The sequence below is a fragment of the Pengzhenrongella phosphoraccumulans genome (assembly GCF_045689905.1).
Taxonomy (GTDB): Bacteria; Actinomycetota; Actinomycetes; order Actinomycetales; family Cellulomonadaceae; genus Pengzhenrongella; species Pengzhenrongella phosphoraccumulans.
Genome location: NZ_CP144210.1, coordinates 512,090 through 536,329, shown reverse-complemented (window position 1 = coordinate 536,329; position 24,240 = coordinate 512,090). Strand labels below are relative to the sequence as shown.

Annotated in this window: 25 protein-coding genes; 11 read left to right on the top strand and 14 right to left on the bottom strand. The window is 71.3% G+C overall.

Annotated elements, in window-relative coordinates:
* Positions 1 to 37 precede the first annotated feature (37 nt).
* On the top strand, positions 38 to 1,411 hold the full coding sequence (locus tag VTA80_RS02605) for a dipeptidase (protein ID WP_407343864.1): 1,374 nt from the start codon (positions 38 to 40) through the stop codon (positions 1,409 to 1,411).
* A 196-nt stretch (positions 1,412 to 1,607) separates the two neighbouring features.
* Here VTA80_RS02605 and VTA80_RS02600 read toward each other — a convergent pair whose 3' ends face one another.
* The 3 genes from VTA80_RS02600 to nadA all read right to left on the bottom strand — a co-directional run bounded on the left by VTA80_RS02600 (position 1,608) and on the right by nadA (position 4,086).
* Positions 1,608 to 2,156: an acyl-CoA thioesterase gene (locus tag VTA80_RS02600; protein ID WP_407343863.1), complete on the bottom strand. Its 549-nt coding sequence runs from the start codon at positions 2,154 to 2,156 to the stop codon at positions 1,608 to 1,610.
* A 76-nt stretch (positions 2,157 to 2,232) separates the two neighbouring features.
* Positions 2,233 to 2,832: a DJ-1/PfpI family protein gene (locus VTA80_RS02595; protein ID WP_407343862.1), complete on the bottom strand. Its 600-nt coding sequence runs from the start codon at positions 2,830 to 2,832 to the stop codon at positions 2,233 to 2,235.
* 54 nt (positions 2,833 to 2,886) lie between these two features.
* On the bottom strand, positions 2,887 to 4,086 hold the full coding sequence (gene nadA, locus VTA80_RS02590) for a quinolinate synthase NadA (protein ID WP_407343861.1): 1,200 nt from the start codon (positions 4,084 to 4,086) through the stop codon (positions 2,887 to 2,889).
* Between the two features lie 131 nt (positions 4,087 to 4,217).
* Between nadA and VTA80_RS02585 the strand changes: the two genes are divergently transcribed.
* Together VTA80_RS02585 and VTA80_RS02580 are read left to right on the top strand one after the other, a co-directional pair.
* Positions 4,218 to 5,420, top strand: coding sequence for a glycerate kinase (locus VTA80_RS02585; RefSeq protein ID WP_407343860.1), 1,203 nt, complete (start codon positions 4,218 to 4,220; stop codon positions 5,418 to 5,420).
* 144 nt (positions 5,421 to 5,564) lie between these two features.
* Complete coding sequence (locus VTA80_RS02580) at positions 5,565 to 5,927, top strand: iron-sulfur cluster assembly accessory protein (protein ID WP_130103384.1); 363 nt, start codon at positions 5,565 to 5,567, stop codon at positions 5,925 to 5,927.
* An 82-nt stretch (positions 5,928 to 6,009) separates the two neighbouring features.
* Here the strand turns inward: VTA80_RS02580 and VTA80_RS02575 are convergent, their stop codons facing one another.
* Both VTA80_RS02575 and VTA80_RS02570 read right to left on the bottom strand, forming a co-directional pair.
* Complete coding sequence (locus VTA80_RS02575; protein WP_407343859.1) at positions 6,010 to 6,306, bottom strand: sulfurtransferase TusA family protein; 297 nt, start codon at positions 6,304 to 6,306, stop codon at positions 6,010 to 6,012.
* The gene (locus tag VTA80_RS02570) at positions 6,303 to 7,478 is read right to left on the bottom strand and encodes an aminotransferase class V-fold PLP-dependent enzyme (protein ID WP_407343858.1); all 1,176 of its coding nucleotides are present in this window, start codon (positions 7,476 to 7,478) and stop codon (positions 6,303 to 6,305) included. Before VTA80_RS02570 ends, VTA80_RS02575 begins: the two co-directional genes overlap by 4 nt.
* 251 nt (positions 7,479 to 7,729) lie before the next feature.
* On the opposite strand from VTA80_RS02570, the gene coxB reads away from it, so the two are divergent.
* From coxB to VTA80_RS02555, 3 genes are read left to right on the top strand one after another with little or no spacing between them, the layout of a single operon-like run.
* Positions 7,730 to 8,614, top strand: coding sequence for a cytochrome c oxidase subunit II (gene coxB / locus VTA80_RS02565; protein WP_407343857.1), 885 nt, complete (start codon positions 7,730 to 7,732; stop codon positions 8,612 to 8,614).
* On the top strand, positions 8,614 to 10,347 hold the full coding sequence (gene ctaD / locus VTA80_RS02560; protein ID WP_407343856.1) for a cytochrome c oxidase subunit I: 1,734 nt from the start codon (positions 8,614 to 8,616) through the stop codon (positions 10,345 to 10,347). Before coxB ends, ctaD begins: the two co-directional genes overlap by 1 nt.
* The gene (locus VTA80_RS02555) at positions 10,344 to 10,742 is read left to right on the top strand and encodes a cytochrome c oxidase subunit 4 (RefSeq protein WP_407343855.1); all 399 of its coding nucleotides are present in this window, start codon (positions 10,344 to 10,346) and stop codon (positions 10,740 to 10,742) included. Before ctaD ends, VTA80_RS02555 begins: the two co-directional genes overlap by 4 nt.
* 70 nt (positions 10,743 to 10,812) lie before the next feature.
* Here the strand turns inward: VTA80_RS02555 and VTA80_RS02550 are convergent, their stop codons facing one another.
* From VTA80_RS02550 to VTA80_RS02530, 5 genes are all read right to left on the bottom strand, one after another.
* Positions 10,813 to 11,439: a superoxide dismutase gene (locus tag VTA80_RS02550; protein ID WP_407343854.1), complete on the bottom strand. Its 627-nt coding sequence runs from the start codon at positions 11,437 to 11,439 to the stop codon at positions 10,813 to 10,815.
* 144 nt (positions 11,440 to 11,583) lie between these two features.
* The gene (locus VTA80_RS02545; protein WP_407343853.1) at positions 11,584 to 13,332 is read right to left on the bottom strand and encodes a cytochrome bc complex cytochrome b subunit; all 1,749 of its coding nucleotides are present in this window, start codon (positions 13,330 to 13,332) and stop codon (positions 11,584 to 11,586) included.
* Complete coding sequence (locus VTA80_RS02540; protein ID WP_407343852.1) at positions 13,329 to 14,375, bottom strand: Rieske 2Fe-2S domain-containing protein; 1,047 nt, start codon at positions 14,373 to 14,375, stop codon at positions 13,329 to 13,331. Before VTA80_RS02540 ends, VTA80_RS02545 begins: the two co-directional genes overlap by 4 nt.
* Complete coding sequence (locus tag VTA80_RS02535; RefSeq protein ID WP_407343851.1) at positions 14,372 to 15,151, bottom strand: c-type cytochrome; 780 nt, start codon at positions 15,149 to 15,151, stop codon at positions 14,372 to 14,374. The genes VTA80_RS02540 and VTA80_RS02535 overlap by 4 nt, the downstream gene beginning before the upstream one ends.
* A gap of 64 nt (positions 15,152 to 15,215) precedes the next feature.
* Entirely contained in the window at positions 15,216 to 15,863 is a 648-nt protein-coding gene (locus VTA80_RS02530; protein ID WP_407343850.1) for a heme-copper oxidase subunit III, read from the bottom strand.
* A 232-nt stretch (positions 15,864 to 16,095) separates the two neighbouring features.
* On the opposite strand from VTA80_RS02530, the gene VTA80_RS02525 reads away from it, so the two are divergent.
* A complete protein-coding gene (locus VTA80_RS02525) occupies positions 16,096 to 16,530 on the top strand; it encodes a hypothetical protein (RefSeq protein ID WP_407343849.1) in 435 nt (144 codons plus the stop codon).
* Complete coding sequence (trpD, locus tag VTA80_RS02520; RefSeq protein WP_407343848.1) at positions 16,527 to 17,570, top strand: anthranilate phosphoribosyltransferase; 1,044 nt, start codon at positions 16,527 to 16,529, stop codon at positions 17,568 to 17,570. Before VTA80_RS02525 ends, trpD begins: the two co-directional genes overlap by 4 nt.
* A 25-nt stretch (positions 17,571 to 17,595) precedes the next feature.
* On the opposite strand, the gene VTA80_RS02515 is transcribed toward trpD, so the two are convergent.
* The gene (locus VTA80_RS02515) at positions 17,596 to 17,877 is read right to left on the bottom strand and encodes an Lrp/AsnC family transcriptional regulator (RefSeq protein WP_407343847.1); all 282 of its coding nucleotides are present in this window, start codon (positions 17,875 to 17,877) and stop codon (positions 17,596 to 17,598) included.
* Positions 17,878 to 17,918: 41 nt separating this feature from the next.
* Entirely contained in the window at positions 17,919 to 19,697 is a 1,779-nt protein-coding gene (locus VTA80_RS02510; protein ID WP_407343846.1) for a DEDD exonuclease domain-containing protein, read from the bottom strand.
* A gap of 159 nt (positions 19,698 to 19,856) precedes the next feature.
* Here VTA80_RS02510 and VTA80_RS02505 point away from each other — a divergent pair, with 159 nt between their 5' ends.
* Together VTA80_RS02505 and VTA80_RS02500 are read left to right on the top strand one after the other, a co-directional pair.
* On the top strand, positions 19,857 to 20,327 hold the full coding sequence (locus VTA80_RS02505; RefSeq protein ID WP_407343845.1) for a hypothetical protein: 471 nt from the start codon (positions 19,857 to 19,859) through the stop codon (positions 20,325 to 20,327).
* Positions 20,328 to 20,486: 159 nt separating this feature from the next.
* Positions 20,487 to 20,678 carry a hypothetical protein gene (locus tag VTA80_RS02500; protein WP_407343844.1) on the top strand — a complete coding sequence of 64 codons (192 nt, stop codon included), beginning with the start codon at positions 20,487 to 20,489 and terminating at the stop codon, positions 20,676 to 20,678.
* Between the two features lie 15 nt (positions 20,679 to 20,693).
* Here the strand turns inward: VTA80_RS02500 and VTA80_RS02495 are convergent, their stop codons facing one another.
* Positions 20,694 to 22,514, bottom strand: coding sequence for an AMP-dependent synthetase/ligase (locus VTA80_RS02495; RefSeq protein ID WP_407343843.1), 1,821 nt, complete (start codon positions 22,512 to 22,514; stop codon positions 20,694 to 20,696).
* 146 nt (positions 22,515 to 22,660) lie between these two features.
* Between VTA80_RS02495 and VTA80_RS02490 the strand changes: the two genes are divergently transcribed.
* Positions 22,661 to 23,605 carry an ROK family glucokinase gene (locus VTA80_RS02490; RefSeq protein ID WP_407343842.1) on the top strand — a complete coding sequence of 315 codons (945 nt, stop codon included), beginning with the start codon at positions 22,661 to 22,663 and terminating at the stop codon, positions 23,603 to 23,605.
* A 33-nt stretch (positions 23,606 to 23,638) separates the two neighbouring features.
* Here the strand turns inward: VTA80_RS02490 and VTA80_RS02485 are convergent, their stop codons facing one another.
* A complete protein-coding gene (locus VTA80_RS02485; RefSeq protein ID WP_407343841.1) occupies positions 23,639 to 24,175 on the bottom strand; it encodes a hypothetical protein in 537 nt (178 codons plus the stop codon).
* Between the last annotated feature and the right edge of the window lie 65 nt (positions 24,176 to 24,240).

Genomic DNA, 24,240 nt, shown 5'->3' with positions numbered 1-24,240 from the left:
CCAGGATAGTCGAGGCCCGGGGGTAGCGTGGTCGCCCGTGACCGAGCCGAGCACGACCCCCACCGAACTCCTGCGCCAGCGCGTCGCGGCCGCCTTCCCCGGGCTGCGCGCCGACCTCGAGGCGCTGGTGCGCATCCCGAGCGTCTCGAGCGCCGCCTTCGACCAGGCGCACGTCGCCGCGAGCGCGACGGCGGTCGCCGCGCTGCTGCGCGGCGTGGGCATGCCCGAGGTGCAGATCCTCACCGCGACGATGCCCGACGGGCGCCAGGGTGCGCCCGCGGTGATCGCGCGCCGGCCGGCGCCCGCCGGTGCCCCGACCGTGCTGCTCTACGCGCACCACGACGTCCAGCCGCCCGGCCCGGACGAGACCTGGGACACCGTCCCGTTCGAGCCGACCGAGCGCGACGGTCGCCTGTACGGACGCGGCGCGGCGGACGACAAGGCCGGCGTGATCGCCCACGTCGGAGCCCTGCGGGTGCTCGCCGACGAGCTCGAGATCGGCGTGAGCGTGTTCGTGGAGGGTGAGGAGGAGGTCGGCTCGCCGTCCTTCGGCCCGTTCCTCGCGCAGTACGCCCACCTGCTCGCCGCCGACGTCATCGTCGTGGCCGACTCGGCCAACTGGAAGGTCGGCGTCCCCGGCCTGACCACCTCGCTGCGCGGGCTCGTGGACCTCACCGTCGAGGTCGCCGTCCTCGACCACGCGGTGCACTCCGGGATGTTCGGCGGGCCGGTGCTCGACGCCCTGACGCTGCTCTCCCGCCTGATCGCGACCCTGCACGACGACGCCGGCAACGTCGCCATCGCGGGCCTGGTCAGCGCGCCGGACCCGGTCGTCGACTATGACGAGGCCGAGCTGCGCGCCGACGCCCACCTGATCGACGGCGCCCACCTGGCCGGGACCGGGCCGCTCACCGCCCGCCTGTGGACGCGCCCGGCGCTGGCCGTGATCGGCATCGACGCGCCCAGCATCGCGATGTCGTCGAACACGGTCGTGCCGCGCGCGAGCGCCAAGCTCTCGCTGCGGATCGCGCCCGGTCAGGACCCGGCCGCGGCGTTCGAGGCGCTGCGCACCCACCTGGTCGAGCACGCGCCGTTCGGCTCGCGGGTCACCGTGACGCCGGGCGACCTCGGCCGCCCGTTCAAGGCGCCGTCGGACTCCGAGGCCATGCGGGTCGCCCGCTGGGCCTTCGAGGAGGCCTGGGGCACCGCTCCGGTCGACATCGGCATCGGCGGTTCGATCCCGTTCATCGCGGACCTGCTCGAGACGTTCCCGAACGCCGCGATCCTGGTCACCGGCGTCGAGGACCCCGACTCCCGCGCCCACGGCGCGAACGAGTCCGTCCACCTGGCGGAGCTGGAAAAGGTCATCCTGGCCGAAACCCTCCTCCTCAAAAAGCTGGCCCAGCCCTAACCCCCACCCCACTCCCGGCAAACCCCGACCCGCGAACTCGGAGGATTCCTCCGAACTAGGACACTGCAGTGTCCGAGTTCGAGGCAAACCTCCGAGTTCGCGGGCCGTCTTTTGGCCCACCCCGGCACCGGCCCGGCCCACGCCTGCCCGGCACCTGTCCGGCCTGGCCCGACTCTGGTGGGGTGCGGTGGGTCGGTTACCTGCGGTGGAGGGAGCTGTTCCAGGCCGTGACCTCTTCGGGGAGGATCGGGCTCTCGCGGTCCGCGCCGAAGGCCTCGGCGACGTCCGGGGCCGGGACGCCGCCGCCGGTGCGGGCGAGGAACCGGGCTGCAACGATCGCCTCCGCGACGACCTCCGGCTCGCCGGCGGCGCTGCGGCGCTCGAATACCTGCTCGAGGTAGACCACCCGGTCGTCCCAGCCGAGCACGCGGGTGATGATCTCGAACCGCTCCCAGAGCTGCAGCGAGCGCCGGAAGCGGATGGACTCGCCGACCACCACGGGGTACCACCCGCGGGCGGACACCGCGTCGTGCACGCCGGTGCGGACCAGCATGTCGACGCGGCCGAGGTCCATCAGGGACAGGTACACGCCGTTGTTCATGTGCCGCAGCAGGTCGAGGTCGTTCGGCAGCACGCGCAGCGCGGTGCGCTGGTCGGCCAGGGGCTCGCCCTGCGGCCCGCCGTGCCGCCGCGCGTCCGAGCGGGCGCGGGCAACGATCCAGGCAAGGCGCAGCAGCCGATTCATGAGCGCGATCGTGCCATGTGAACTCGCCGCCGGGGCGGTATCGGTGCGAGCAGCCGGCGCGTGGGGATCGGGTCGGTCAGACCGGCGGGCCGGGCTCGTACTGGATCGCGCGGCGCACCTGCGCGGCCACAGTGCGGTTGTCCAGCCGGGCCACGAGGTGCAGCGCCATGTCGATCCCGGCGGAGACGCCCGCGGAGGTGATCACATCGCCGTCGTCCACGAAGCGCGCCTCGGTGTCGGGCAGCACGCTCGGATCGATCTCCGCGAGCTCGTCGAACGCGCCCCAGTGGGTCGTCGCCGGCCGCCCGGCGAGCAGGCCGGCCGCCGCGAGCACGAGCGCGCCCGTGCACACGCTCGTCATCAGGGGCACCTCGGTGCGCAGGCCCCGGACCCAGTCGAGGTGGACGGGGTCCTTGACCATCGCCCGGGTGCCCCGCCCGCCGGGGTAGACCACGACGTGCAGGGGGCCGATGTCGTAGGCGGCCCGGTCGGGCACGATCCGCAGGCCTTTGGCCAGGCGGACGCCCGCGCCGTCGGACGAGAACGTGAGCACCTCGGGCCGCAGGTCCGACAGCGCGGCCCACGCGGTCAGCACCTCGTAGGGCCCGACGACGTCGAGCTCCTCCGCGTCGTCGAACACGAAGATGCCTACCCGCAACGTGCTGCCGGTGCTCATCGGGCCACCTCCAGTGCGTCGGCGTCGGCGCAGTCTGTGCGTTCGCTGCGACCGTCAGTGGCCGGGCAGCGCGAGCATCTGATCGAGGGCCACCTTGGCCCAGTGCGCATCGTCGGCGTCGACGACGATGCGGTTCACCGTGCGCCCGGCGACGAGGGACTCCATCATCCAGACGAGGTGTGGCAGGTCGATGCGGTTCATGGTCGAGCAGAAGCACACGGTCGAGTCCAAGTAGTGCACGCGCTTGTCCGGGTGCGCCAGCGCGAGGCGGCGCACGAGGTTGAGCTCGGTGCCCAGCGCCCAGGCGGTCCCGGGCTCGGCCGCGTCGAGGGTCTTGATGATGTACTCCGTCGAGCCCACGTAGTCGGCCGCCTCGACGACCTCGTGCGTGCACTCGGGGTGCACCAGGACGTTGACGTCCGGCACGGCAGCGCGGATGTCGCGCACGTTGCGCTCGGAGAACCGGCCGTGCACCGAGCAGTGCCCGCGCCACAGGATCATCCGGGCCGCGGCCAGCTCGTCGGCGCTCAGCCCGCCGTTCGGCTTGCGCGGGTCGAACACCACGCAGTCGGCGAGCGAGAGCCCGAGCTCGCGCACCGCGGTGTTGCGGCCCAGGTGCTGGTCGGGCATGAAGAGCACCTTCCCGGTGCCGCCCACGCCGCCGACCTTGTCGAACGCCCACTTCAGCGCCACGTGCGCGTTCGACGACGTGCACACCGTCCCGCCGTGCCGACCGGTGAACGCCTTGATGGCCGCGGAGGAGTTCATGTACGTCACGGGCACGCACTGCTCGGCGATCCCGGCATCGGTGAGCACGTCCCATGCGTCCTCGACCTGGTTGATCGCGGCCATGTCGGCCATCGAGCAGCCCGCGGCGAGGTCGGGCAGGAGCACCTGCTGCGCGTCGGACGTGAGGATGTCGGCCGACTCCGCCATGAAGTGCACGCCGCAGAAGATGATGGACTCGGCCTCCGGGCGGGCCGCTGCCTCGCGGGCGAGCTTGAACGAGTCGCCCGTGACGTCGGCGAAGTCGATCACCTCGTCGCGCTGGTAGTGGTGGCCGAGCACGAACACCCGGGTACCGAGGGCGGCGCGGGCCGCGCGCGCCCGCTCGACGAGGTCGGGGTCGCTGGCGGCGGGAAGCGCGCCCACGCACTCCACCCCGCGCTCGGAGGCGAGGTCGACGCCGCGCCCGAGCAGCAGCAGGGCCGACGGGGCGGGCTCGATGAAGGGGGTGGTGGCGGTGGGGCTCACAGGTCCAATCTTCCCACAACAGCCCCGAACAATCCGAGCCGCGGTGCCGCGAGATGCCCGGACGGCTCCCGGCCCGAGGCTCCGGACCCGGCGGCACCGGCCCGCGAGCGGCCTGTGCCAGGATCCAGCGCATGCGCGTAGTGATCGCCCCTGACTGCTTCGGCGGAACCCTCACGGCCCACGAGGCCGCCATCGCCCTGCGAGACGGCTGGCTCCGGTCCGCCCCCCACGACGAGCTCGACCTGTGCCCGCTGGCCGACGGCGGCCCCGGTTTCCTGGACGCCGTGCGCGCGAGCCTGGGCGGTGAGCTGCTGGCCGCCACGGTGCGCTCGCCGCTGCACGACGCCGTCCCGGCCGCCGTCCTGGTCGTCGACGGGCCCGACGGCGTGCGCACCGCGTACCTGGAGTCCGCGCAGGCCGCCGGGCTCGCGCTCGTGGCCCCCGACCGGCGTGACCCCACCGTCACCACGACGTACGGCGTCGGCGAGCTGCTCCGGGTGGCGCTCGAGGCGGGCGCCACCCGGATCGTCGTCGGCCTGGGTGGCTCGGCCACGAACGACGCCGGTGCGGGCATGCTCGCCGCGCTCGGCGTGGGCGCCGCGCCGGACGGGAACCCCTCCGACCTGCTGACCCACGGGGGCGGGCCGCTCGGGCTGGTCACGGCGAGCGACCTGACCGGGCTCGGCGCGCTGCGCGAGTCGCTGGCCGGGATCGAGCTGCTGGTCGCGACCGACGTGGACGTGCCGCTGCTCGGCCTGCACGGCGCGAGCGCCGGCTTCGCCCCGCAGAAGGGCGCGACGCCCGAGCAGGCCCAGGAGCTCGAGCGCGCGCTCGGGCACTTCGCGCACACCGCCGTCACGGCGCTCGGCCCCGACGCCGTGCGACCCGACCTGCTCGCGTCGGCCCGCACCGCGTCGCCGGCCGCGCGGCTCACGGGGCTGCCGGGCGCGGGTGCGGCCGGTGGGCTGGGCTTCGCGCTCGCCCTGCTGGGCGGCCGGATCGTGTCCGGCTCGGGCCTCGTGGCCGACGGCGTCGGCCTGGCCGCACGCATCGCCGTCGCCGACCTCGTGGTGACGGGGGAGGGCAGGCTCGACTGGCAGTCCTTGCACGGCAAGGTGGTCGCCGCCGTCGCGCAGGCCGCGCTCGCGAGCGGGGTGCCGACGGTCGTGATCGCCGGCCAGGTCGAGGTCGGACGGCGGGAGTGGGGCGCGGCCGGGATCGCCGGTGCCTACGCCGTCGCCGAGACCCCCGACCAGGTCGCCGCCGCGTTCGCCGATCCCGCGGGAACGCTGGCCGACCGGTCCGAGCGTGTGGCCCGGACCTGGTCGCACTGACCACGCGGATCCGGCTACTGCCGGGTTCGGGGAAGTCGACGTAGTCTGATCGGGAACATTCGGGCGCGTGCGTGCTGTTGACCCGATAACGAGCGCTCCGGGAGTAACTGCGTCCTGGGGACCGTCGAGACCTTCGGAGTGATGATGAGCGAGACCACCGAGACCACCACCGAGACCGCGACGCACGGCGTCAAGCTCAGCGACGTGGCGGCGGCCAAGATCCGCAGCCTGCTGGAGCAGGAGGGTCGTGACGACCTCCGCCTGCGTGTCGCGGTGCAGCCTGGCGGCTGCTCCGGCCTGATCTACCAGCTGTACTTCGACGAGCGCGTGCTCGACGGCGACGCCCTGCGCGACTACGACGGCGTCGAGGTCGTCGTGGACCGCATGAGCGTGCCGTACCTCGACGGCGCGACGATCGACTTCGCGGACACGATTGAGAAGCAGGGCTTCACGATCGACAACCCGAACGCGGGCAGCTCGTGCGCCTGCGGCGGCTCGTTCGGCTGATCCAGCCCGAATCAGCTCAGCACCACCCACCACGTCCGAGCGCTGACGTCCGACAGGACCTCAGCGCTCGGACGTTGTGCTGTCAGGGGTGGGTGCGCACGGTGATGGCGAGCGTCTCGCCGGTGCCCGGCCGGTCGCCGTCGGGCACCGCGACGATCGAGACCAGCGTGTGGCCCCGCATGCGCGCCCAGGCGGGCACGTCGTGCCGGGCCGCCGGGTCCGTGGTGAGCACCGTCAGCACGGTGCCCGTCGCGACGTCGCGGGCCGCCTTGGCGAGCTCGATCACGGGCAGCGGGCAGCGCAGCCGACGCGCGTCCACGACGATCGGCTCCGGCGCTGCTGCGGGACCGGTTCCCGGCTCCGGCGCTCGGTCCGTCACAGGTCGCGCACCCCGAGCACGTCGCGCACCCGGGCGACCGCCGCGGGCAGCACGGCCAGGAAGCGGTCGACGTCGTCGTCGGTCACGTCGGGCGGCAGCGTGAGCCGCACGTTGCCGTGGGTCAGCACGCCCATCGCGGCCAGCACGTGGCTCGGCTCGAGCGCGCTCGACGTGCACGCCGAGCCCGAGCCGACCGCGAAGCCCGCCCGGTCGAGCTCGCCCAGGAGCGCCTCGCCGTCGACGAAGAGGCACGAGAACGTGACCACGTGGGGCAGCCTTCCGTCCGGGTCGCCCACGACCGCGACGTCGGGCACCGTCGACGCGACCGTCGCCCGGATCCGGTCGACGAGCCGGCGCTGGGTCGCTGCGACGGCGGCGCGGTCGGCGATGGCGTGCTCGAGCGCCACGGCCGCCGCGAGAGCCGCCGGGACACTCACGCCGCCGGGGAACCACGCGTCCTCGTCGGACGGCCAGCTCGGCGCCCACCGCACCCCCGCGCGCACCGCGAGCACTCCCAGCCCACCGGGACCGCCCCAGTCCCCAGGATCGGCCGCGAGGGCGTCCCAGTCGGCCGGGAGGTCCGCATGCCCGACGGCGGCGCCCGCGTCGACCAGCAGCGGCACCCGGGCGCTACGGGCAGCGGCCGCGACCGACGCGACGGGCTGCAGGGTGCCGACCTCACCGTTGGCGACCTGGAGCGCGGCGAGCCCGACGCCGGGAGTCGCGACGGCGCGAGCCATCGCCTCGGCGTCCACCCGGCCGAGGGCATCGACCCCGACCGTGACCCGGCGGCCCGGCGCGGCACCGGGGGTGGCCGGACCCCAGGCCTCGGCCACGGCGAGGTCGGCGGCGGCCAGGACGGCCGCCCGCTCGACCGCACCAACCACGATGTCGCGACCCGTCCGCCGTCGTCCGCGCGCGATGCCGACCACGGCCGCGTGCAGCGACGCGGTGTGCGACCCGGACAGGAAGACCTCTTCGGTCCGGGCGCCCAGCGAGGAGGCCAGGGCGGCCCGTGCCCCGTCGAGCAGGGCCCGTGCGCGGCGCCCCTCGGAGTGCAGCCGGCGAGGGTCGGCCCACCCCTCGTCCAGGGCCGCGTCGAAGGCGGCGCGAGCCGCCGGCTGCAGCGGCGCGCGGCCGGCAGCGTCCAGGAATACCCGTCGGATCGTCATGGCGTGCGTCACACCCCTCGGGGCTTGCGGGGGGACGAAATGGTGCCTTCGCTGCTCACCCCCGCACGCTAGCGCCCGCGCCGGCCGGCAGCGGGCCCGGGGTCCGTCGGCGAGCCGCTACAAAGGCCCGGAATCTGCCCGCGCACCGAGCCAGATGCACGCTACTATGCGCGAGACGAGGACCAAGGTCCCGCATCAGCGACGCTGTCGATCCGGCCGCCGCTCTGGGACGTGACGCGAGAGGTCGTACCTTGCACTCGGATTCTCCCCGCAGACACCGGCGCCCCGCTCTGAGGCTGGCGACGGTCGTCGCGCTGGCCGCGATCGTGCTCACTGGCTGCTCTGCGGAAGCCCAGCGTGGCTTCCTGCCGGGGTACAGCGATGGCCAGGTGACCAACCAGACGGGCCGGATCACGAGCCTGTGGGTCGGGTCCTGGGAGGCCGCGCTCGCGGTGGGTGTCCTCACCTGGGGGCTCATCCTGTGGAGCGTCGTCGTCTACCGCAAGCGCAAGAACGACGACACCCTGCCGGTCCAGCTGCGCTACCACGTGCCCCTCGAGATCATGTACGTGATCCTGCCGGTCCTCATGATCGGGGTCCTGTACTTCTACACGGCGCGTGACATGAACGCGATCACCGACGTCACCACGCACACGCCCGACCACACGGTCCAGGTGATCGGCAAGCAGTGGAGCTGGGACTTCAACTACGTGGACGAGGACGTCTACGAGACCGGCGTGCAGTCCGAGGACGTCTCCGCCGACGGGAGCCTGAAGAAGGTCCCGACGCTCTACCTGCCGGTCGACGAGCGGGTCGAGTTCGTGCTCAACTCCCGTGACGTCATCCACTCGTTCTGGGTGCCCGCGTTCCTGTACAAGCTCGACGTGATCCCCAACCGGACCAACAAGTTCCAGATCGTGCCCACCCGCGAGGGTGTGTACGCGGGCAAGTGCGCCGAGCTGTGCGGCGAGGAGCACTCGTCGATGCTGTTCAACGTCGCGGTGGTCTCGCGCGCCGAGTACGACAAGCAGATGGCGGCCCTGAAGGCGAAGGGCCAGACCGGTCAGCTCGGGCTCGAGTACAGCCGCCTGCAAGATGCCGGGTCCACGCTCCAGACGCCGAAGGTGGGCAACTGATGGCCGCCACGTCCGTATCGATCCCCGGTCTGACGCCGCAGCGTCAGAGCCTGGGTCGCCAGGTGATCAAGGTGATCACCTCGACCGACCACAAGACGATCGGGTACATGTACCTGGTCACGTCGTTCATCTTCTTCGCGATCGGCGGCCTGATGGCCCTGCTGATCCGCGCCGAGCTCTTCCAGCCCGGGCTGCAGTTCGTGTCGAGCAAGGAGCAGTACAACCAGCTCTTCACCATGCACGGCACGATCATGCTGCTGCTGTTCGCGACGCCGCTGTTCGCGGGCTTCGCGAACGTGATCATGCCCCTGCAGATCGGGGCGCCCGACGTCGCCTTCCCGCGGCTGAACATGTTCGCGTACTGGCTGTACCTGTTCGGCGGGCTCATCGCCAGCGCCGGCTTCTTCACCCCGCAGGGAGCCGCATCGTTCGGCTGGTTCGCCTACGCCCCCTTGTCGAACGCCGCGTTCTCCCCGGGGCTCGGTGGTGACCTGTGGGTGTTCGGCCTGGCCCTGACGGGTTTCGGCACGATCCTCGGTGCGGTCAACTTCATCACCACGGTCGTCACCATGCGCGCGCCGGGCATGACCATGTTCCGGATGCCGATCTTCACCTGGAACATACTGGTCACGAGCATGCTCGTGCTGATGGCGTTCCCGCCGCTCGCCGCCGCGCTCTTCGCCCTCGGCGCTGACCGCCGGCTCGGCGCCCAGGTGTTCAACCCCGAGAACGGGGGCGCGATCCTCTGGCAGCACCTGTTCTGGTTCTTCGGGCACCCCGAGGTCTACATCATCGCGCTGCCGTTCTTCGGCATCGTCTCGGAGATCTTCCCGGTCTTCAGCCGCAAGCCGATCTTCGGCTACAAGGGCCTGATCTACGCGACGATCGCGATCGCCGCACTGTCCGTGACCGTCTGGGCGCACCACATGTACGCGACCGGTGCAGTCCTGCTCCCGTTCTTCGCGCTGATGACGATGCTCATCGCGGTGCCGACCGGAGTGAAGTTCTTCAACTGGATCGGCACGATGTGGCGAGGCAAGCTCACCTTCGAGACCCCGATGCTCTGGTCGCTGGGGTTCATGGTGACCTTCCTGTTCGGCGGGCTCACCGGCGTGATCCTCTCGGCGCCGCCGCTCGACTTCCACGTCACCGACACGTACTTCGTGGTCGCGCACTTCCACTACGTCATCTTCGGCACCGTGGTGTTCGCGATGTTCGCCGGGTTCTACTTCTGGTGGCCGAAGTTCACCGGGCGGATGCTCAACGAGAGCCTCGGCAAGGTGCACTTCTGGCTGACCTTCATCGGCTTCCACACCACGTTCCTGGTCCAGCACTGGCTCGGGGTCGAGGGCATGCCGCGCCGGTACGCGGACTACTCGCCGCAGGACGGCTTCACCTGGATGAACCAGCTGTCGACCGTCGGCTCGATCATTCTGGCCGCCTCGACCCTGCCGTTCCTGTGGAACGTCTACATCACCTGGCGCAACGCGCCGCTGGTGACCGTGGACGACCCGTGGGGCTACGGCGGCTCGCTCGAGTGGGCCACGAGCTGCCCCCCGCCGCGGCACAACTTCACCTCGCTGCCCCGGATCCGGTCCGAGCGTCCTGCCTTCGACCTGCACCACCCCGAGGTCGCCGCGATGGACCACGCCGAACCGGACGCGGGTGTCCTAGAGCTGCTCGGCCAGGGTGCCGGCGCCAGCTCCGATCGCCGTGAGGGAGACAACCGATGAAGGTCGAGACCAGGCTCTTCCTCTGGATGGCGCCGTTCTTCTCGCTCTGCGCCGTCGTGTACGGCTTCTGGAGCGGGTGGGAGCCCGTGGGCTCCGCCGCGCTCGTGATGGTGGCGCTGCTCGTCGCCATGGTCGGGGCGTACTTCACCCTCCTGACCAAGCGCATCGACGCGCGGCCCGAGGACGACCCGCTCGCGGAGATCGAGCAGGGCGCGGGCGACCAGGGCGTGTTCAGCCCGTGGAGCTGGTGGCCGCTGGTCATCGCGTTTGCCGCGGCCATGGCGTTCCTCGCTTTGGCGATCGGCTGGTGGCTGCTCTACATCGCCGTCGCGATCGGCGTCGTCGGCCTGTGCGGCTGGGTCTTCGAGTTCTCCACCGGGCAGCACGCCCACTGACACCCACCGCAGACAAACAAGACGCCGGCGACCTCGTAGGTCACCGGCGTCTTGTCGCTCTAGGGTGTTGTCAGGCGGGGACGATCAGGCCCGACGTCTGGGCCGTGGCCTTGGCGAAGCGCTCGGCCGCGTCGGCCCAGTTGACGATGTTCCACCACGCCTTGACGTAGTCGCCCTTGACGTTGACGTAGTCCAGGTAGAAGGCGTGCTCCCACATGTCGAGCACGACGATCGGGATGAGGCCGAGGGCGATGTTGCCCTGCTGGTCGTGCAGCTGCACGATCACGAGCCGCTGGCCGATGGAGTCCCAGGCGAGGACGGACCAGCCGGAGCCCTGGATGCCCAGCGCGTTGGCCGTGAAGTGCTTCTGGAAGCCGTCGAACGAGCCGAAGTTCTCGACGATCGCGGCGCTCAGCTCACCCGTGGGCTGGTCGCCACCGTTGGGGGACAGGTTCTTCCAGAAGACCGAGTGGTTGACGTGCCCGCCGAGGTTGAACACGAGGTTCTTCTCGAGGAAGGTCACGGTCGCGAACGAGCCGGTCGTGCGTGCCTCAGCGAGCTGCTCAAGCGCGGTGTTCGCACCGGCGACGTACGCCGCGTGGTGCTTGTCGTGGTGCAGCTCCATGATCCGGCCCGAGATGTGCGGCTCCAGGGCCGAGTAGTCGTAGGGCAGTTCCGGAAGGGTATAGACAGCCATGGGTGCGAGCCTCTCCAGCGTCATGCCGCAGTTGGGTGCGGCGGGGGGACGGCCTTGCGGTGTCCCCCAAGCGGGCGGCGCTCAGGATCGAGCGCCTTCGACAGTTCCAACCTATTGGTCAGATCAATAATTCCGAAAATCCGGCTAAATCTCCTCGTCAGGGGTGGTCAGACGGCGTCCGCCACCGGTCACGGCGCCGCCCAGGGCCTTCGTCTCGGGGACCGCGGCCGGAGTGACGGCGGCGGCCTCGTCGTGCGCCTGCGCGCCTTCCAGGGCGTCGTGGGCACCGTGCGAGTGCGCAGCCGCGAGCTCGGCCGGGGTGACCGGCTCGACGCGGTCCTCGAAGAACGCGCGGGACACGCGCTGGCGCAGGCGATCGCGACCGTACCCCTTGCGGCGTACCCCACGGGAGTCCTGTGCCGGCGCGATCTCGAGCGGGGCGTGCGCGTCGTAGTTGACCCGCAGCCAGCGCTCCTCGTCGTCGAGCGGGCGGTGGACCTCGAGGTACTCGCCGTTCGCGAAGCGCACGATCCGGCCGGTCTCGTGGCCGTGCAGCACGAGCTCGCGGTCCTTGCGCTGGAGCCCGAGGCACAGCCGCTTGGTGATCCAGAAGGTCACCGCGGGCAGCACGAACAGCAGGATGCGCAGGGTCCAGGTGATGTCGTTGATCGACAGGCTGAAGTGGTCCGCGAGGATGTCGTTCGCACCCGAGACGATCAGCACGACGAAGGCCGTGAGGAGCGAGACCCCGGTGGCGGTGCGGAAAGGCACGTTGCGCGGGCGGTCGAGCACGTGGTGGACGCGCTTGTCGCCGGTCGCCATCGCCTCGATGAATGGGTACAGCGCGAGTGCGGTGAACAGCACTCCCGGCACGACCATCGCGGGGACGATCACGTTGAACGGGATCGTGAACCCAGCGATGACCACCTCGGCCTGCCCGGGCATGAGCCGGACGGCCCCGTCGAGGAACAGCATGTACCAGTCGGGCTGGGCGCCGGAGGAAACCGGGGACGGGTCGTAGGGCCCGTAGTTCCACACCGGGTTGATCGTCATGGTCGCGGCCATGAGCGCGATCACGCCGAAGACGATGAAGAAGAACCCGCCGGCCTTGGCCACGTAGATCGGGAAGAGCGGGAAGCCGACGACGTTCTTGTCGGTGCGTCCGGCGCCCGGGAACTGCGTGTGCTTCTGCAGGAACACCAGGAACAGGTGCGCGCCGATGAGCGCGAGGATCAGCCCCGGCACGAGCAGTACGTGGATGGTGAACAGCCGCGGGATCAGGTCCTGGCCGGGGAACTGGCCGCCGAAGATCCAGTACGAGATGTACGTGCCGAGGATCGGCAGCGCCTTCGTGATGCCGTCGGTGATGCGCAGGCCGTTGCCGGACAGGACGTCGTCGGGCAGGGAGTAACCGGTGAAGCCGGCGACGAGGCCCAGGATCATCAGCGTGAAGCCGATCAGCCAGTTGAGCTCACGGGGCTTGCGGAACGCGCCCGTGAAGAAGACCCGCATCATGTGCGTGACGATCGCGGCCATGAACAGCAGCGCCGCCCAGTGGTGGATCTGGCGCATGAGCAGCCCGCCGCGGACCTCGAACGACAGCCGCAGGGTCGAGGCGAACGCCTCGGACATCGTGACGCCGTTCATCGCGGCCCAGGGGCCGTCGTAGGTGGTCTCGGCCATGCTCGGCACGAAGAAGGCGGTGAGGAACACGCCCGAGATGAGCAGCACGATGAACGAGTAGAGCGCGATCTCGCCGAGCAGGAAGGACCAGTGGTCCGGGAAGATCTTGCGGGCGAGGAACTTCACCGCGCTGGCGACACCAGTGCGCTGGTCCAGGTAGTCCGCGGTGCCGCCTGCCGCACGGGTCACGCCTGAGGTCTCCGTCGTCATTTCAACCGTTCCCAGAAGCTCGGGCCAATTGGCTCGGTGAAGTCGCTCTGCGCGATCAGGTAGCCCTCGTCGTCGACCTCGATCGGCAACTGGGGGAGCGGACGCTTGGCCGGGCCGAACAGGACCTTGGCGCCGTCCGCGACGTCGAACGTGGACTGGTGGCACGGGCAAAGCAGGTGATGCGTCTGCTGCTCGTAAAGGGCCACGGGGCAGCCGACATGGGTGCAGATCTTGGAGTAGGCCACGATGCCGTCGTACGACCAGCCCTTGCGGTCCTCGGACTCGGTGAGGTCGCGCGGGTCGAGGCGGATGAGCAGGACGACGGCCTTGGCCTTCTCGTCCAGCGGGTGCTTCTCCTCTTCGAGGCCCTCGGGGATGACGTGGAACACGGAGCCGATCGTGAGGTCGGACGCCTTGATCGGGCGCCCGGACGGGTCGATCGTCAGCTTCGTGCCCTTGCGCCACATCGTGTGCTTGAGCTGGGAGACGTCCCAGTCCTCACCGACGTTGCCGACGAGCGGGACGACGACGGTCAGCGGTGCGAGCAGCAGGGCCGAGACCATCGCGCCCTGCAGCACCCCGCGGCGCCCGATCGACGAGTCCGCGGCGCCCTCGCGCAGCATCTCGACGGCCTCCGCGCGGGTCGCGTCGCTGCTGCGCAGCGTGTGCCGGTCCTCGGACTTCTCCTCGGAGTTCATCAGCGACTTGGCCCAGTGGACCGCCGCGACGCCGATGCTGAACATCCCGAGGAACAGCCCGAGCCCGAGCAGCAGGTTCGACAGCCGCATGCTCTCGACGGTCTCGCCCGGCGGGACGGCGAAGTAGGCGACCAGGAAGCCGATCGTCCCGACCACGGACAGCCCGAACAGGAACACGACCTGGCGCTCGGCGCGCTTGTTAGCCGCCGGGTTGATGTCCGACTGCCGCGGCTGGTGCTCCGGGTGGCCCGGATCGGTGAAGTGGTCCGGCAGGCTCGCGGCCGCACCGGGAGCGGTGAGCTCCTGGGAGGGGCCGTGGTCCTTGGACGGGTTGAGCTGGTTCATGAGGATTTCGCTCCGATCCACACGGCACTGCCGATGAGCAGGCCCATGCCGACGACCCAGACCCAGATGCCCTCGCTCACCGGGCCGAGCGAACCGAGGTCCGACCCGCCCGGGGAGCCGTTGCGCTGCGCCTCGACGTACGCGATGACGTCGCGCTTCTCTTCGGACGTGAGGTTGTTGTCGTTGAAGACCGGCATCGACTGCGGGCCGGTCAGCATGGCCTGGTAGATGTTGCGCGCGCTGGTGTTCCACAGCGCGGGGGCGTACTTGCCGCCCGAGAGGGCCCCACCGGCGCCGACGGCGTTGTGGCACATCGCGCAGTTGGTGCGGAACAGTGCCATGCCGGTAGCGGCATCTCCCTTGGAGCCGTCGACCTGCTCATCGGTGGGGATCGCCGGTCCGGCGCCGAGCGAGGCGACATAGGCCGCGAGCTGGGCGGTCTGCTCCTCGTTGAACTGAGGCGTCTTGGCCGGGGCCTGCGGGCCGCTGGCCTGCATCGGCATGCGGCCGGTGCTCACCTGGAAGTCGACCGCCGCGGCGCCGACGCCGATCAGGGACGGGGCGGCCTTGGTTCCCTGCGCGTTCATGCCGTGGCACGTGGCGCAGTTGGCCTGGAACAGCTTCATACCGGTGTCTACGTCACTGGCGCTCGCGACGGATGCAGTGGCGGTGCTGGGAACGAAGGCGGCGTACACGCCACCGGTGATCAGCAACGCCAGCAGCAGAAGAGCCGTCGGGGCGAACCGGCTGTGCCTGCGGGCGGCGAGAGCCTTCACGGTTGAATCCTCGTCTCGCAAGTGGGGAGGGGCTGGAGGTAGGAGGCCATGTCTGTGCGACCGGTCAACGGATCAGGTAGATCACAGAGAACAGCGCGATCCAGACGACGTCGACGAAGTGCCAGTAGTACGACACCACGATCGCCGTGGTCGCCTCGTGGTGACCGAACCGCTTCGCGGTGAACGAGCGGCCCAGCAGGAACAGGAACGCGATCAGGCCACCGACCACGTGCAGGCCGTGGAACCCGGTCGTGAGGAAGAAGACCGAGCCGTACGGGCTCGAGGAGATCGTCAGGCCCTCGCCGATGAGGCCGGCGTACTCGAAGATCTGCCCGCCGATGAAGAAGGCACCCATGAGGTAGGTGAGGGTCATCCACTCGTTCATGCCCCACCGGTTCAGGGCGAACAGCGAACCGCTGCGCCGCGGCTGGAACCGCTCGGCCGCCCACACCCCCATCTGGCACGTGACCGACGACAGCACCAGCACCGTGGTGTTCACCACGGCGAAGGGCAGGTTGAGCAGCGGCGTCTGCGCCGCCCACTCGTCGGGAACCGTCGACCGGAGGGTGAAGTACATCGCGAAGAGGCCAGCGAAGAACATGAGTTCGCTGGCCAGCCACACGATGGTGCCCACCGACACCGGGTTCGGGCGGTTGACGCTCACGTGGAGGGAGGCGCTCGAGGCAGCCGTTGCGGTCGTCACGTTGGCCATTATGAAGGAAACCGACGGCGAATGGGTCATTAGACCTAGGTGGACTGCCGTCAGGTGTGTCACAGATAGATCACAACTGCGCACGGACCCGCACAGACGCCGTCAGAGTGCACGGCCAGGCCAGGGCACAGACTTCGGGACCGGCCCGACGGCGCGGTCGGTGGCGCTCCCCGGGCCCATAGCGTGCCAAGATGCCAGGACCAGTGCACGGCAAGCACCAGCGAGGGCGAGCATGACCACGGAACTGCACGACCAGGCAGACACGACGGCGCACGTCAGCGGACCCCGGGTCCTGCTCTACAGCGACGACAGCGAGACCCGCTCGCAGGTGCTGCTCGCCGTCGGGCCGCGCCTGTCGCGCGGCGCCCCCGAGATCGACTGGGTGCAGACCGCGACGCACGCGGGCGTGCTCAAGAACGCGGACGCGGGCGGCTTCGACCTCCTGGTGCTCGACGGCGAGGCGGCCAAGTCGGGCGGCATGGGCCTGTGCCGGCAGCTCAAGGACGAGCTGTTCCAGTGCCCGCCCATCGTCGTGCTGACCGGGCGCCCCGAGGACGCGTGGCTCGCCTCGTGGTCGCTCGCGGACGGCGTGGTCGCCCGGCCGTTCGACCCGATCGAGCTGCAGAGCGTCATCGCGCGCCTGCTGGCGGCCCCCGTCACCCCATGACGGACCTGACCTGGCCTGAGCTGCTGACCTGCCTGGTCGCCGGGCAGGACCTGTCGGAGCGGCAGACCTCGTGGGCGATGGACGAGATCATGTCGGGCGAGGTGCCACCGGCACGGCTCGCCGGGTTCCTCGTCGGGTTGCGCTGCAAGGGCGAGACGGTCGAGGAGCTGACCGCGCTCGCCAACACGATGCTCGCCCACTCGGTGCGGTTCTCCGTCCCCGGGCGCACCGTCGACCTCGTCGGCACGGGCGGTGACCGCGCGCACACCGTGAACATCTCGACCATGGCGGCGCTCGTGGTGGCCGGGACCGGGACGACCGTCGTCAAGCACGGGAACCGGGCGTCGTCGTCCTCCTCCGGATCGGCCGACGTGCTCGAGGTGCTCGGGATCCGGCTCGACCAGTCGGTCGAGCGGGTCGCGGCGCTCGCGGGCGAGGTCGGCATCACGTTCTGTTTCGCGCAGGTGTTCCACCCCTCGATGCGGCACGTCGGGGTCGCCCGGCGCGAGCTGGGCATCGCGACCTCGTTCAACTTCCTCGGCCCGCTCACCAACCCCGCCCAGCCTGGCGCGACGGCGGTCGGGGTCGCCGACGCCCGGATGGCGCCGCTCGTGGCGGGCGTGTTCGCGTCCCGGGGGACCGACGCCCTCGTGTTCCGCGGGGAGGACGGGCTCGACGAGCTCGCACCCACGGCGCGGTCGCACATCTGGGAGGTCCGCGACGGTCAGGTGACGGCGTCGGTGCTCGACGCGGTCGCGGACCTCGGCCTCGCGCCCACGACGATCGCGGACCTGCGGGGGGCCGACGCCGCCTACAACGCCGGCATCGCCCGCCGCGTCCTGGCCGGCGAGCCGGGCCCTGTGCGCGACACGGTGCTGCTCAACGCCGCCGCCGCCCTGGTGGCCGACGGCGTCCTGGCCGGCACCGCCGGCGGGTCGCTCGCCGAGCGCCTGCGCGCCGGCATCGAGCACGCGGCCCGCGCGGTCGACGACGGCGCGGCGTCCGACGTGCTGAACCGCTGGGTCACGGCCTCGTCCTGACGCCGGGGACTCCGACCGATCGGGGTCAGTCCTCGATGCCCAGGGCGAACGCCTGCTCCAGGTCGTGCTTGGAGTAGGTGCGGAACGCGATGTACGTCTGGGTGCGCACCACGCCCTCGACCTTGCTGACCTGGTCGGCGATGACGTCAGCCAGCTCTTCGTGCTCGCGGACGCGGACCATGGCGATGAGGTCCACCTCGCCGGTGACCGAGTAGACCTCGCTCACCCCGGGGAGCTCGGCGATCGCGGCCGCGACCTCCGGGATCCGGCTGGCGTCGACGTCGATCAGGACGATGGCAGTGAGCATGGGGGTTCCTCTGGCGGCGGCTCGGCGGGTGTGTGCTCCCATCATGCCGCTCCGCTGGCCGGCGGGATCGTCGCCCCGACCAGCGCAGCTCCGGCGGGCGGAGCGGGCCGAAGCCGTGCGACCATCGCGGCGGTGCGCGCCGGGTCGGCGTACGCACCCGCCCCGCGCACCGGGCAGCACCGTCCCGGCAGCACCTCGTCGAGCTCCGTCGCGTCGTCGTCCGCGGTCCGCGAGGCGATGTCGACGAGCCGGACGCCGGGGCCGTCGAGCCACGCGAGCAGCAGGTCGGTCTCCTCCGGGTGTGCTGCGGGCGCCGGGGCAACCGGAGCGGCGACCTGCTCGCCCGTGAGGCGCAGCGCGACGATGCCCGCGCGCGGATCGGTGCGCCGGTCGACCGCCGTCGTGCCCGCCAGGCGCCCGTACCGCACCAGGATGATCTCCCAGCCGCCGACGTCGGTCCGGCGCGCGGCGACCAGCTCCGCGCAGGTGGCGAGCGGCCGCAGGCGCTGGGCGCGGGCCGCGCCGCGCAGGAACGCGTCCAGCCGGTTGCGGACGTCGCCGGCCTCCTCGAACCGCTCCTGCTCGATGTAGGCCGCGATCCGCGTGGCGTGCGCGAGCACCACCGGCTCGGGATCGACCAGCATCGCCCGCCGTGCGGCCAGGGCGCCGTCGGCGTCGAGCAGGACCGCCGAGCGCGTCCCGGGCGTGCGGGCCGCGAACGTCGCGTGCAGCGCGTCGACCGCGAGCTGCGCGGTGGACCGGGAGGAGTACGGGCCGATGTGCGCCTGGCCGGCGGTGACCTCGCGGACGATCTGCAGGCGGGGCCGGGTCCCCTCGACCAGGCGGATCCAGGGCATCCGTTCCGGGAACCGGGAGCGGCGGTTGTAGCGAGGGGAGTGCTCGGCGATCAGGCGCAGCTCGCGCACCCGCGCTTCGAGCGTCGTGGCGCACACCACCGGGGTCACCCGCTGCGCGAGGCGGATCATCTCGGTCATGCGGCCGCGCTTCTCGGCGGCGGTGAAGTAGCTGCGCACGCGGGTGCGGATCGACGTCGAGGTGCCGACGTACAGCACCTCGTCGCCCGGGCCGCGGAACAGGTACACCCCGGGGGCGTCCGGCAGCCCGTCCGCGAGGGTCCGTTTGCGGCGGACGTCGGCCGGGACGGGGTCCGTCGCGGTCGCCAGGTCCTCGAGATGCGTGATCCCGAGCGGTGCGAGCCGGGACAGGAGCGCGTGCAGCACGTCGACGGTGGCGCGCGCGTCCGACAGGGCGCGGTGGTCGGGTGTCACCGAGGCGCCGAAGAGCGCGGCCAGCGTGCCGAGCTTGTGGTTGGGTGCCTCGTCGCGCAGCACCACGCGCCGGGCCAGGCGCACCGTGTCGAGCACCTGGTTGCCCGGCCACGGATAGTCGCAGCGCGCGGCGGCGGCCTTGAGGAACCCGATGTCGAACGGCGCGTTGTGCGCCACGAGCACCGAGCCGCGCGCGAATTCGAGGAACGACGGCAGCACCTGCTCGATGGGCGGGGCCGTGGCGACCATCGACGTCGTGATCCCGGTGAGCGTCTGGATGAACGCCGGCACTGGGGTGCCAGGGTTGACGAGCGTCTGGAACTCGCCGAGCACCTCCCCGCCGCGCACCTTGACCGCGCCGATCTCCGTGATCGCGCAGCTGGCCGGCGTGCCGCCCGTGGTCTCGAGGTCGACCACGACGAACGTGACGTCATGCAAGGGCGTGCCGAGCTCGTCGAGCCCGAGCTGGACCGGTCGGCCGGTCGTCGCGGGGGTCAGGTCCTCGCGGCGCAGCGGGCGGACGGAGGGCATGCACGGACCGTAGCCGCAGCCACCGACGCTCCCCGCATCGGCACCCAGGTGAGCCGCCACCGTCCGCCTCATAACGCCGCGGCGTTGTCCGATGAGAAGGCGAACGCGCACATCAGTGCGCCGGACGCGGGTGGGGGCAGCGTGTCAGGAGGTGTCGTGATGACGGTGATCGAGCCCGGCAGGCTGCCGGACCCGCGAGGCGCGGGCGTTCAGCCGCTGCGCATGACCCTGCGGCCCCAGCGCGCCCCGAACCTGGGCCGGTGGCTCGCCCGGATACCTGGCTCCTTCGGCATACCGGGCTGGCGCCGCGCGTTCGCGTGCTGGGCCCTGTTCGGTGCGCTGCTCGACATGGCGACCACGATGATGCTCGGCCGGGTCGACGGCATCTACGAGGCGAACCCGCTCTCGGCGGCCGGTCAGTCCTTCGTGGGGTCCGTGCCTGCGTACATGGTGGCGACCACGCTTCTGGTGTGCGCCATCCTGACGGTGCTCGCGGTCAAGCCGGCCGGGTTCGCGACGCACCTGGTCTGGTGGGCCGTGGCAGTCCTCGGCTCGGCCAAGATCGGGGTGGCCGTGCTCAACCTCGTCGTGCTCCAGGCGGCGCTCACGGCGTCCATCGACCGCCTGTGACGCGGTGCCCGGCCGACGGCGACCGTCGCGCCTGAGCGGTGCCGTCGCGCCTGAGCGGCATCGTCGCGGGGCGTGTGGGTGGGGCTGGCTAGCGTCATTCGCATGATGATCGACTGTGAACGGTGCGCCGTCAGGGGCGATGCCTGCGCCGGTTGTGTGATGACGTTCCTGACCATCGAGGTCCGGGACGCCGGCGAGGAGCGGGACACCCACGGATTCCGGGACGCACCTGCCGAGCGGCCCGTGTCGGCCGTGGAGCTGGACGATGCCGAACGGGCCGCGCTCGCGGTGCTGGCCTCCTCCGGCCTGGTGCCACCGCTTCGGCTGGTGCCCCGCGAGCGCGCCGGGTGAGCCCCGCTGCGGGTGCTACTCGCGCGGCCCGCTGGACGGCGGTCCGCCGTAGAGCGCGTCGACCTCGCCGGCGAAGTCCTTGAGGACCTGCATCCGGCGCACGCTGAGCTTCGGGGTCAGGTAGCCGTTCGCGATCGTCAGGTCCTCCGGCAGGATCCGGTACTTCCGGATCGACTCGGCACGCGAGACCGCCTGGTTGGTCCGCTCGACGGCCTTGTCCAGCGAGGCGAGCACCGCCGGATCCTTCGCCGCGTCCGCGACGCTCATCTCGGGGTGCCCGTGCGCCGCCAGCCAGCCCGGCAGGCTGTCGACGTCGAGCGTCACCAGGGCCGCGATGAACGGTCGCTGGTCGCCGACGACGACGACCTGGCTTACCAGCGGGTGCCCCCGCAGCCGGTCCTCGAGCACGGCGGGTGCGACGTTCTTGCCGCCGGCGGTCACGATGATCTCCTTCTTGCGCCCGGTGATGCGCAGGCAGCCGTCCTCGTCGAGCGTCCCGAGGTCGCCGGTGCGGAACCAGCCGTCGTGGAACGCCTCCTGCGTCGCGGTGGGGTGGGCGTGGTAGCGGGCGAAGACCTGGGGGCCCTGCACCTCCACCTCGCCGTCGGCGGCGATGCGCACCGCGGCGCCGGGCAGCGGGGTGCCGACCGTCCCGATCTTCGTCAGCGACGGGGTGTTCACGGTGAGCGGCGCGGTCGTCTCGGTGAGCCCGTAGCCCTCGAGCACGCGCAGCCCCAGACCGCGGTAGAAGTGGCCGAGGCGCTCGCCGAGCGGCGCACCGCCCGAGACCGCCCAGACCGCCTCGCCGCCCAGCGCCTTGCGCATCTTCGACAGCACGAGCACGTCGGCGACCCGGTGCTGCAGCTTGAGCCAGAGGCTCGGGCCCTTCGGCTCGTCCAGCGCCCTCGAGTAGACGATCGCGGTCTTGGCGGCGCGCTCGAAGATGCCCACCTTGCCCCCCGCGACGGCCTTCTGCTCGGCCGAGTTGTAGATCTTCTCGAACACCCGCGGGACCGACAGGATGAACGTCGGCTGGAAGGTCGCGAGGTCCGCGAGCAGGTTCTTCGTGTCGGCCGTGTGGCCCAGCACGGCGCCCCCGGGGATCACCAGCACCTCGATGAACCGCGCGAAGACGTGCGCGAGCGGCATGAAGAGCAGGGTCCGCGGGTTCGGGGTGTCGAACACCTCGTGCAGGCTCTTGACCGCGTTGACCGTCAGCACGTAGAAGTTCGCGTGCGACAGCTCGACCCCCTTGGGGCGGCCGGTCGTGCCGGAGGTGTAGATGATCGTCGCGACGTCGTCGAGGACCGCGAGCGCGCGCCGCCGCTCGATCTCCGCGTCGGTGACCGCGGCGCCGTCTGCCACGAGCTCCTTCATCGCGCCGTCGTCGAGGACCATGACCTCGCGCAGGTGCGGCACCCCGGCGCGCACCTCGGCGACCGTCGCGGCGTGCCCGGCGCTCTCGACCACCAGGAAGCTGACGCCGGCGTCGGTGAGGATCCAGTTCACCTGCTCGGCCGACGACGTCTCGTACACCGGCACCGAGATCGCGCCGGCGGCCCAGATGGCCCAGTCGAGCAGCGTCCACTCGTATCGCGTGTGGGACATGATCGCCACGTGGTCACCCGGCGCGACGCCGTGGGCGGCGAGGCCCTTGGCCACCGCGACCACCTCGGCGTCGAACTGCCGCGCTGTGAGCGGGATCCAGGGTCCGTCGGCATCCTTGTGCTCGACCACCGTCCGGTCCGGAGTCGCCGTGACGCGCGCGGCGAGCAGGTCGTTGAGGTTGCTCGTCGGGGAGACCTCCACGAGCAACGGCGAACGGAACTCATCCATGCTGACTCCAGTGGCAGGCGTTGGCGTCCCGCGATGATAGGGGACCTTCGGGATGCGATGGGAGCGTTTGGGGTGCGTACCCTTCGTCGGGGCACATGTATGCGTGTTTCGGCCCAGTCAGCAGCCCCGGCACAGTGAGGACGGACATGCACGCCATCGGTGTGGACATCGGCGGGACCAAGATCGCGGCCGGAGTCGTCGACGAGGACGGGAACATCCTCGCCCAGACCCGGCGCGTGACCGACCCCCACGATGCCGGAAGCATCGACCGTGCGGTGTGCGACGTCTACGACGAGCTCTCCCAGAAGTACGAGGTCGGGGCGATCGGCGTCGCTGCCGCGGGCTTCGTCAACTCGGACCGCTCGACCGTGCTGTTCGCGCCGAACATCGCCTGGCGCGACTACCCGCTGCAGCGCAACGTGGCGGCGCTACTGAGCAAGGACGTCCGCATCGTCGTCGAGAACGACGCGAACGCCGCCGGGTGGGCCGAGTTCCGCTTCGGTGCGGGCCGCGACGTGCAGGACATGCTGCTGCTCACCGTCGGCACGGGCCTGGGCGGGGCCGTCGTCGTCGGCGGCAACCTGGTGCGCGGGGCGTGGGGCGTGGCGGCCGAGGTCGGCCACATGCGCGTGGTCCCGAACGGGCACCTGTGCGGCTGCGGCAACGAGGGCTGCTGGGAGCAGTACGCCTCCGGCAGCGCGCTGGTGCGCGACGCCCAGGCCGCGATCATCACGCAGCCGGCTCGCGCGGTGCGCCTGCTCGAGCTTGCGGGCGGCGACGGCAGCCGCCTCGAGGGCCCGCACGTGACCCTCGCCGCGCAGGAGGGCGACCCGTTGGCCATCGAGCTGCTCGCCGAGCTCGGCCGGTGGATCGGGGAGGGGTCCGCCACGGCGGCCGCGATCCTTGATCCCGCCCTGGTCGTCATCGGCGGGGGAGTGGGTGCCGCCGGCGAGCTGCTGCTCGACCCGGCACGGCACGCCTTTGAGAACAGCCTCTCGGCCCGCGGCTTCCGGCCGCTCGCCGCGTTCACGCTCGCCGCGATGGGCAACGAGGCCGGCATCGTGGGCGCCGCGGACCTCGCGCGCATCTGACCGCTGGGCTACACCACTGCTACACCACCGCGGCTACACCACCGCGCCCGGGTCGTCGTCGGCCCCGTCTCGGTGGTGCGGCAGCCGCCACACGAGCAGCAGGCAGGCGAGCGCGAAGACGACCCCGGCACCCTGGAGCAGGATCACGGGGGCGTTGCGCCACAGGACGATCACCAGGACAAGGGCGATCGGGATGCCTGCGGCGCACACCCAGGCCATCGTGAGCAGCGGGTCGCCGCCGAAGATCGGGCCGGGGTCCGATGGGACGAAGTGGTCGATGTCGTCCACCGCGGCCTCGGCGGCGTCGATCTGATCGGTACCTTCCCAGTCGCGTCCGGACAGCTCGCGCGGGGGTGTCACGGGCGTCGGCGCGGGCACCCATGGCGCAACCGGGTAAGTTACGGCGGGGCCGGTGCCAGTGGCGGGGTCGGCTTTTTCGGTCACTTCTTCGGTGATGTCCGATTTGCCGAGCTCGGCAACGATCTCGGCCCAGCGCTCGGCGAAGTCGTCTTCCGACGCCTGATCGCCGTCGTCGGGTGCATTCCCGGTGTCGTCGTGACGTGGCGCCATACGGAGCACTCTAGAGTCGGATGAGTCGGCGCGCGGATTGCCCGTTGCGCTGTGGCAAGGAGGCA

What these genes read in the sequence shown, in the direction of transcription:
- VTA80_RS02600 (WP_407343863.1), bottom strand. Translation starts at nt 2,156, where the DNA reads ATGAATCGGCTGCTGCGCCTTGCCTGGATCGTTGCCCGCGCCCGCTCG.
- VTA80_RS02595 (WP_407343862.1), bottom strand. Translation starts at nt 2,832, where the DNA reads ATGAGCACCGGCAGCACGTTGCGGGTAGGCATCTTCGTGTTCGACGAC.
- VTA80_RS02585 (WP_407343860.1), top strand. Translation starts at nt 4,218, where the DNA reads ATGCGCGTAGTGATCGCCCCTGACTGCTTCGGCGGAACCCTCACGGCC.
- VTA80_RS02580 (WP_130103384.1), top strand. Translation starts at nt 5,565, where the DNA reads ATGAGCGAGACCACCGAGACCACCACCGAGACCGCGACGCACGGCGTC.
- VTA80_RS02570 (WP_407343858.1), bottom strand. Translation starts at nt 7,478, where the DNA reads ATGACGATCCGACGGGTATTCCTGGACGCTGCCGGCCGCGCGCCGCTG.
- ctaD (WP_407343856.1), top strand. Translation starts at nt 8,614, where the DNA reads ATGGCCGCCACGTCCGTATCGATCCCCGGTCTGACGCCGCAGCGTCAG.
- VTA80_RS02555 (WP_407343855.1), top strand. Translation starts at nt 10,344, where the DNA reads ATGAAGGTCGAGACCAGGCTCTTCCTCTGGATGGCGCCGTTCTTCTCG.
- VTA80_RS02550 (WP_407343854.1), bottom strand. Translation starts at nt 11,439, where the DNA reads ATGGCTGTCTATACCCTTCCGGAACTGCCCTACGACTACTCGGCCCTG.
- VTA80_RS02545 (WP_407343853.1), bottom strand. Translation starts at nt 13,332, where the DNA reads ATGACGACGGAGACCTCAGGCGTGACCCGTGCGGCAGGCGGCACCGCG.
- VTA80_RS02540 (WP_407343852.1), bottom strand. Translation starts at nt 14,375, where the DNA reads ATGAACCAGCTCAACCCGTCCAAGGACCACGGCCCCTCCCAGGAGCTC.
- VTA80_RS02530 (WP_407343850.1), bottom strand. Translation starts at nt 15,863, where the DNA reads ATGGCCAACGTGACGACCGCAACGGCTGCCTCGAGCGCCTCCCTCCAC.
- VTA80_RS02525 (WP_407343849.1), top strand. Translation starts at nt 16,096, where the DNA reads ATGACCACGGAACTGCACGACCAGGCAGACACGACGGCGCACGTCAGC.
- trpD (WP_407343848.1), top strand. Translation starts at nt 16,527, where the DNA reads ATGACGGACCTGACCTGGCCTGAGCTGCTGACCTGCCTGGTCGCCGGG.
- VTA80_RS02515 (WP_407343847.1), bottom strand. Translation starts at nt 17,877, where the DNA reads ATGCTCACTGCCATCGTCCTGATCGACGTCGACGCCAGCCGGATCCCG.
- VTA80_RS02510 (WP_407343846.1), bottom strand. Translation starts at nt 19,697, where the DNA reads ATGCCCTCCGTCCGCCCGCTGCGCCGCGAGGACCTGACCCCCGCGACG.
- VTA80_RS02505 (WP_407343845.1), top strand. Translation starts at nt 19,857, where the DNA reads ATGACGGTGATCGAGCCCGGCAGGCTGCCGGACCCGCGAGGCGCGGGC.
- VTA80_RS02500 (WP_407343844.1), top strand. Translation starts at nt 20,487, where the DNA reads ATGACGTTCCTGACCATCGAGGTCCGGGACGCCGGCGAGGAGCGGGAC.
- VTA80_RS02495 (WP_407343843.1), bottom strand. Translation starts at nt 22,514, where the DNA reads ATGGATGAGTTCCGTTCGCCGTTGCTCGTGGAGGTCTCCCCGACGAGC.
- VTA80_RS02490 (WP_407343842.1), top strand. Translation starts at nt 22,661, where the DNA reads ATGCACGCCATCGGTGTGGACATCGGCGGGACCAAGATCGCGGCCGGA.
- VTA80_RS02485 (WP_407343841.1), bottom strand. Translation starts at nt 24,175, where the DNA reads ATGGCGCCACGTCACGACGACACCGGGAATGCACCCGACGACGGCGAT.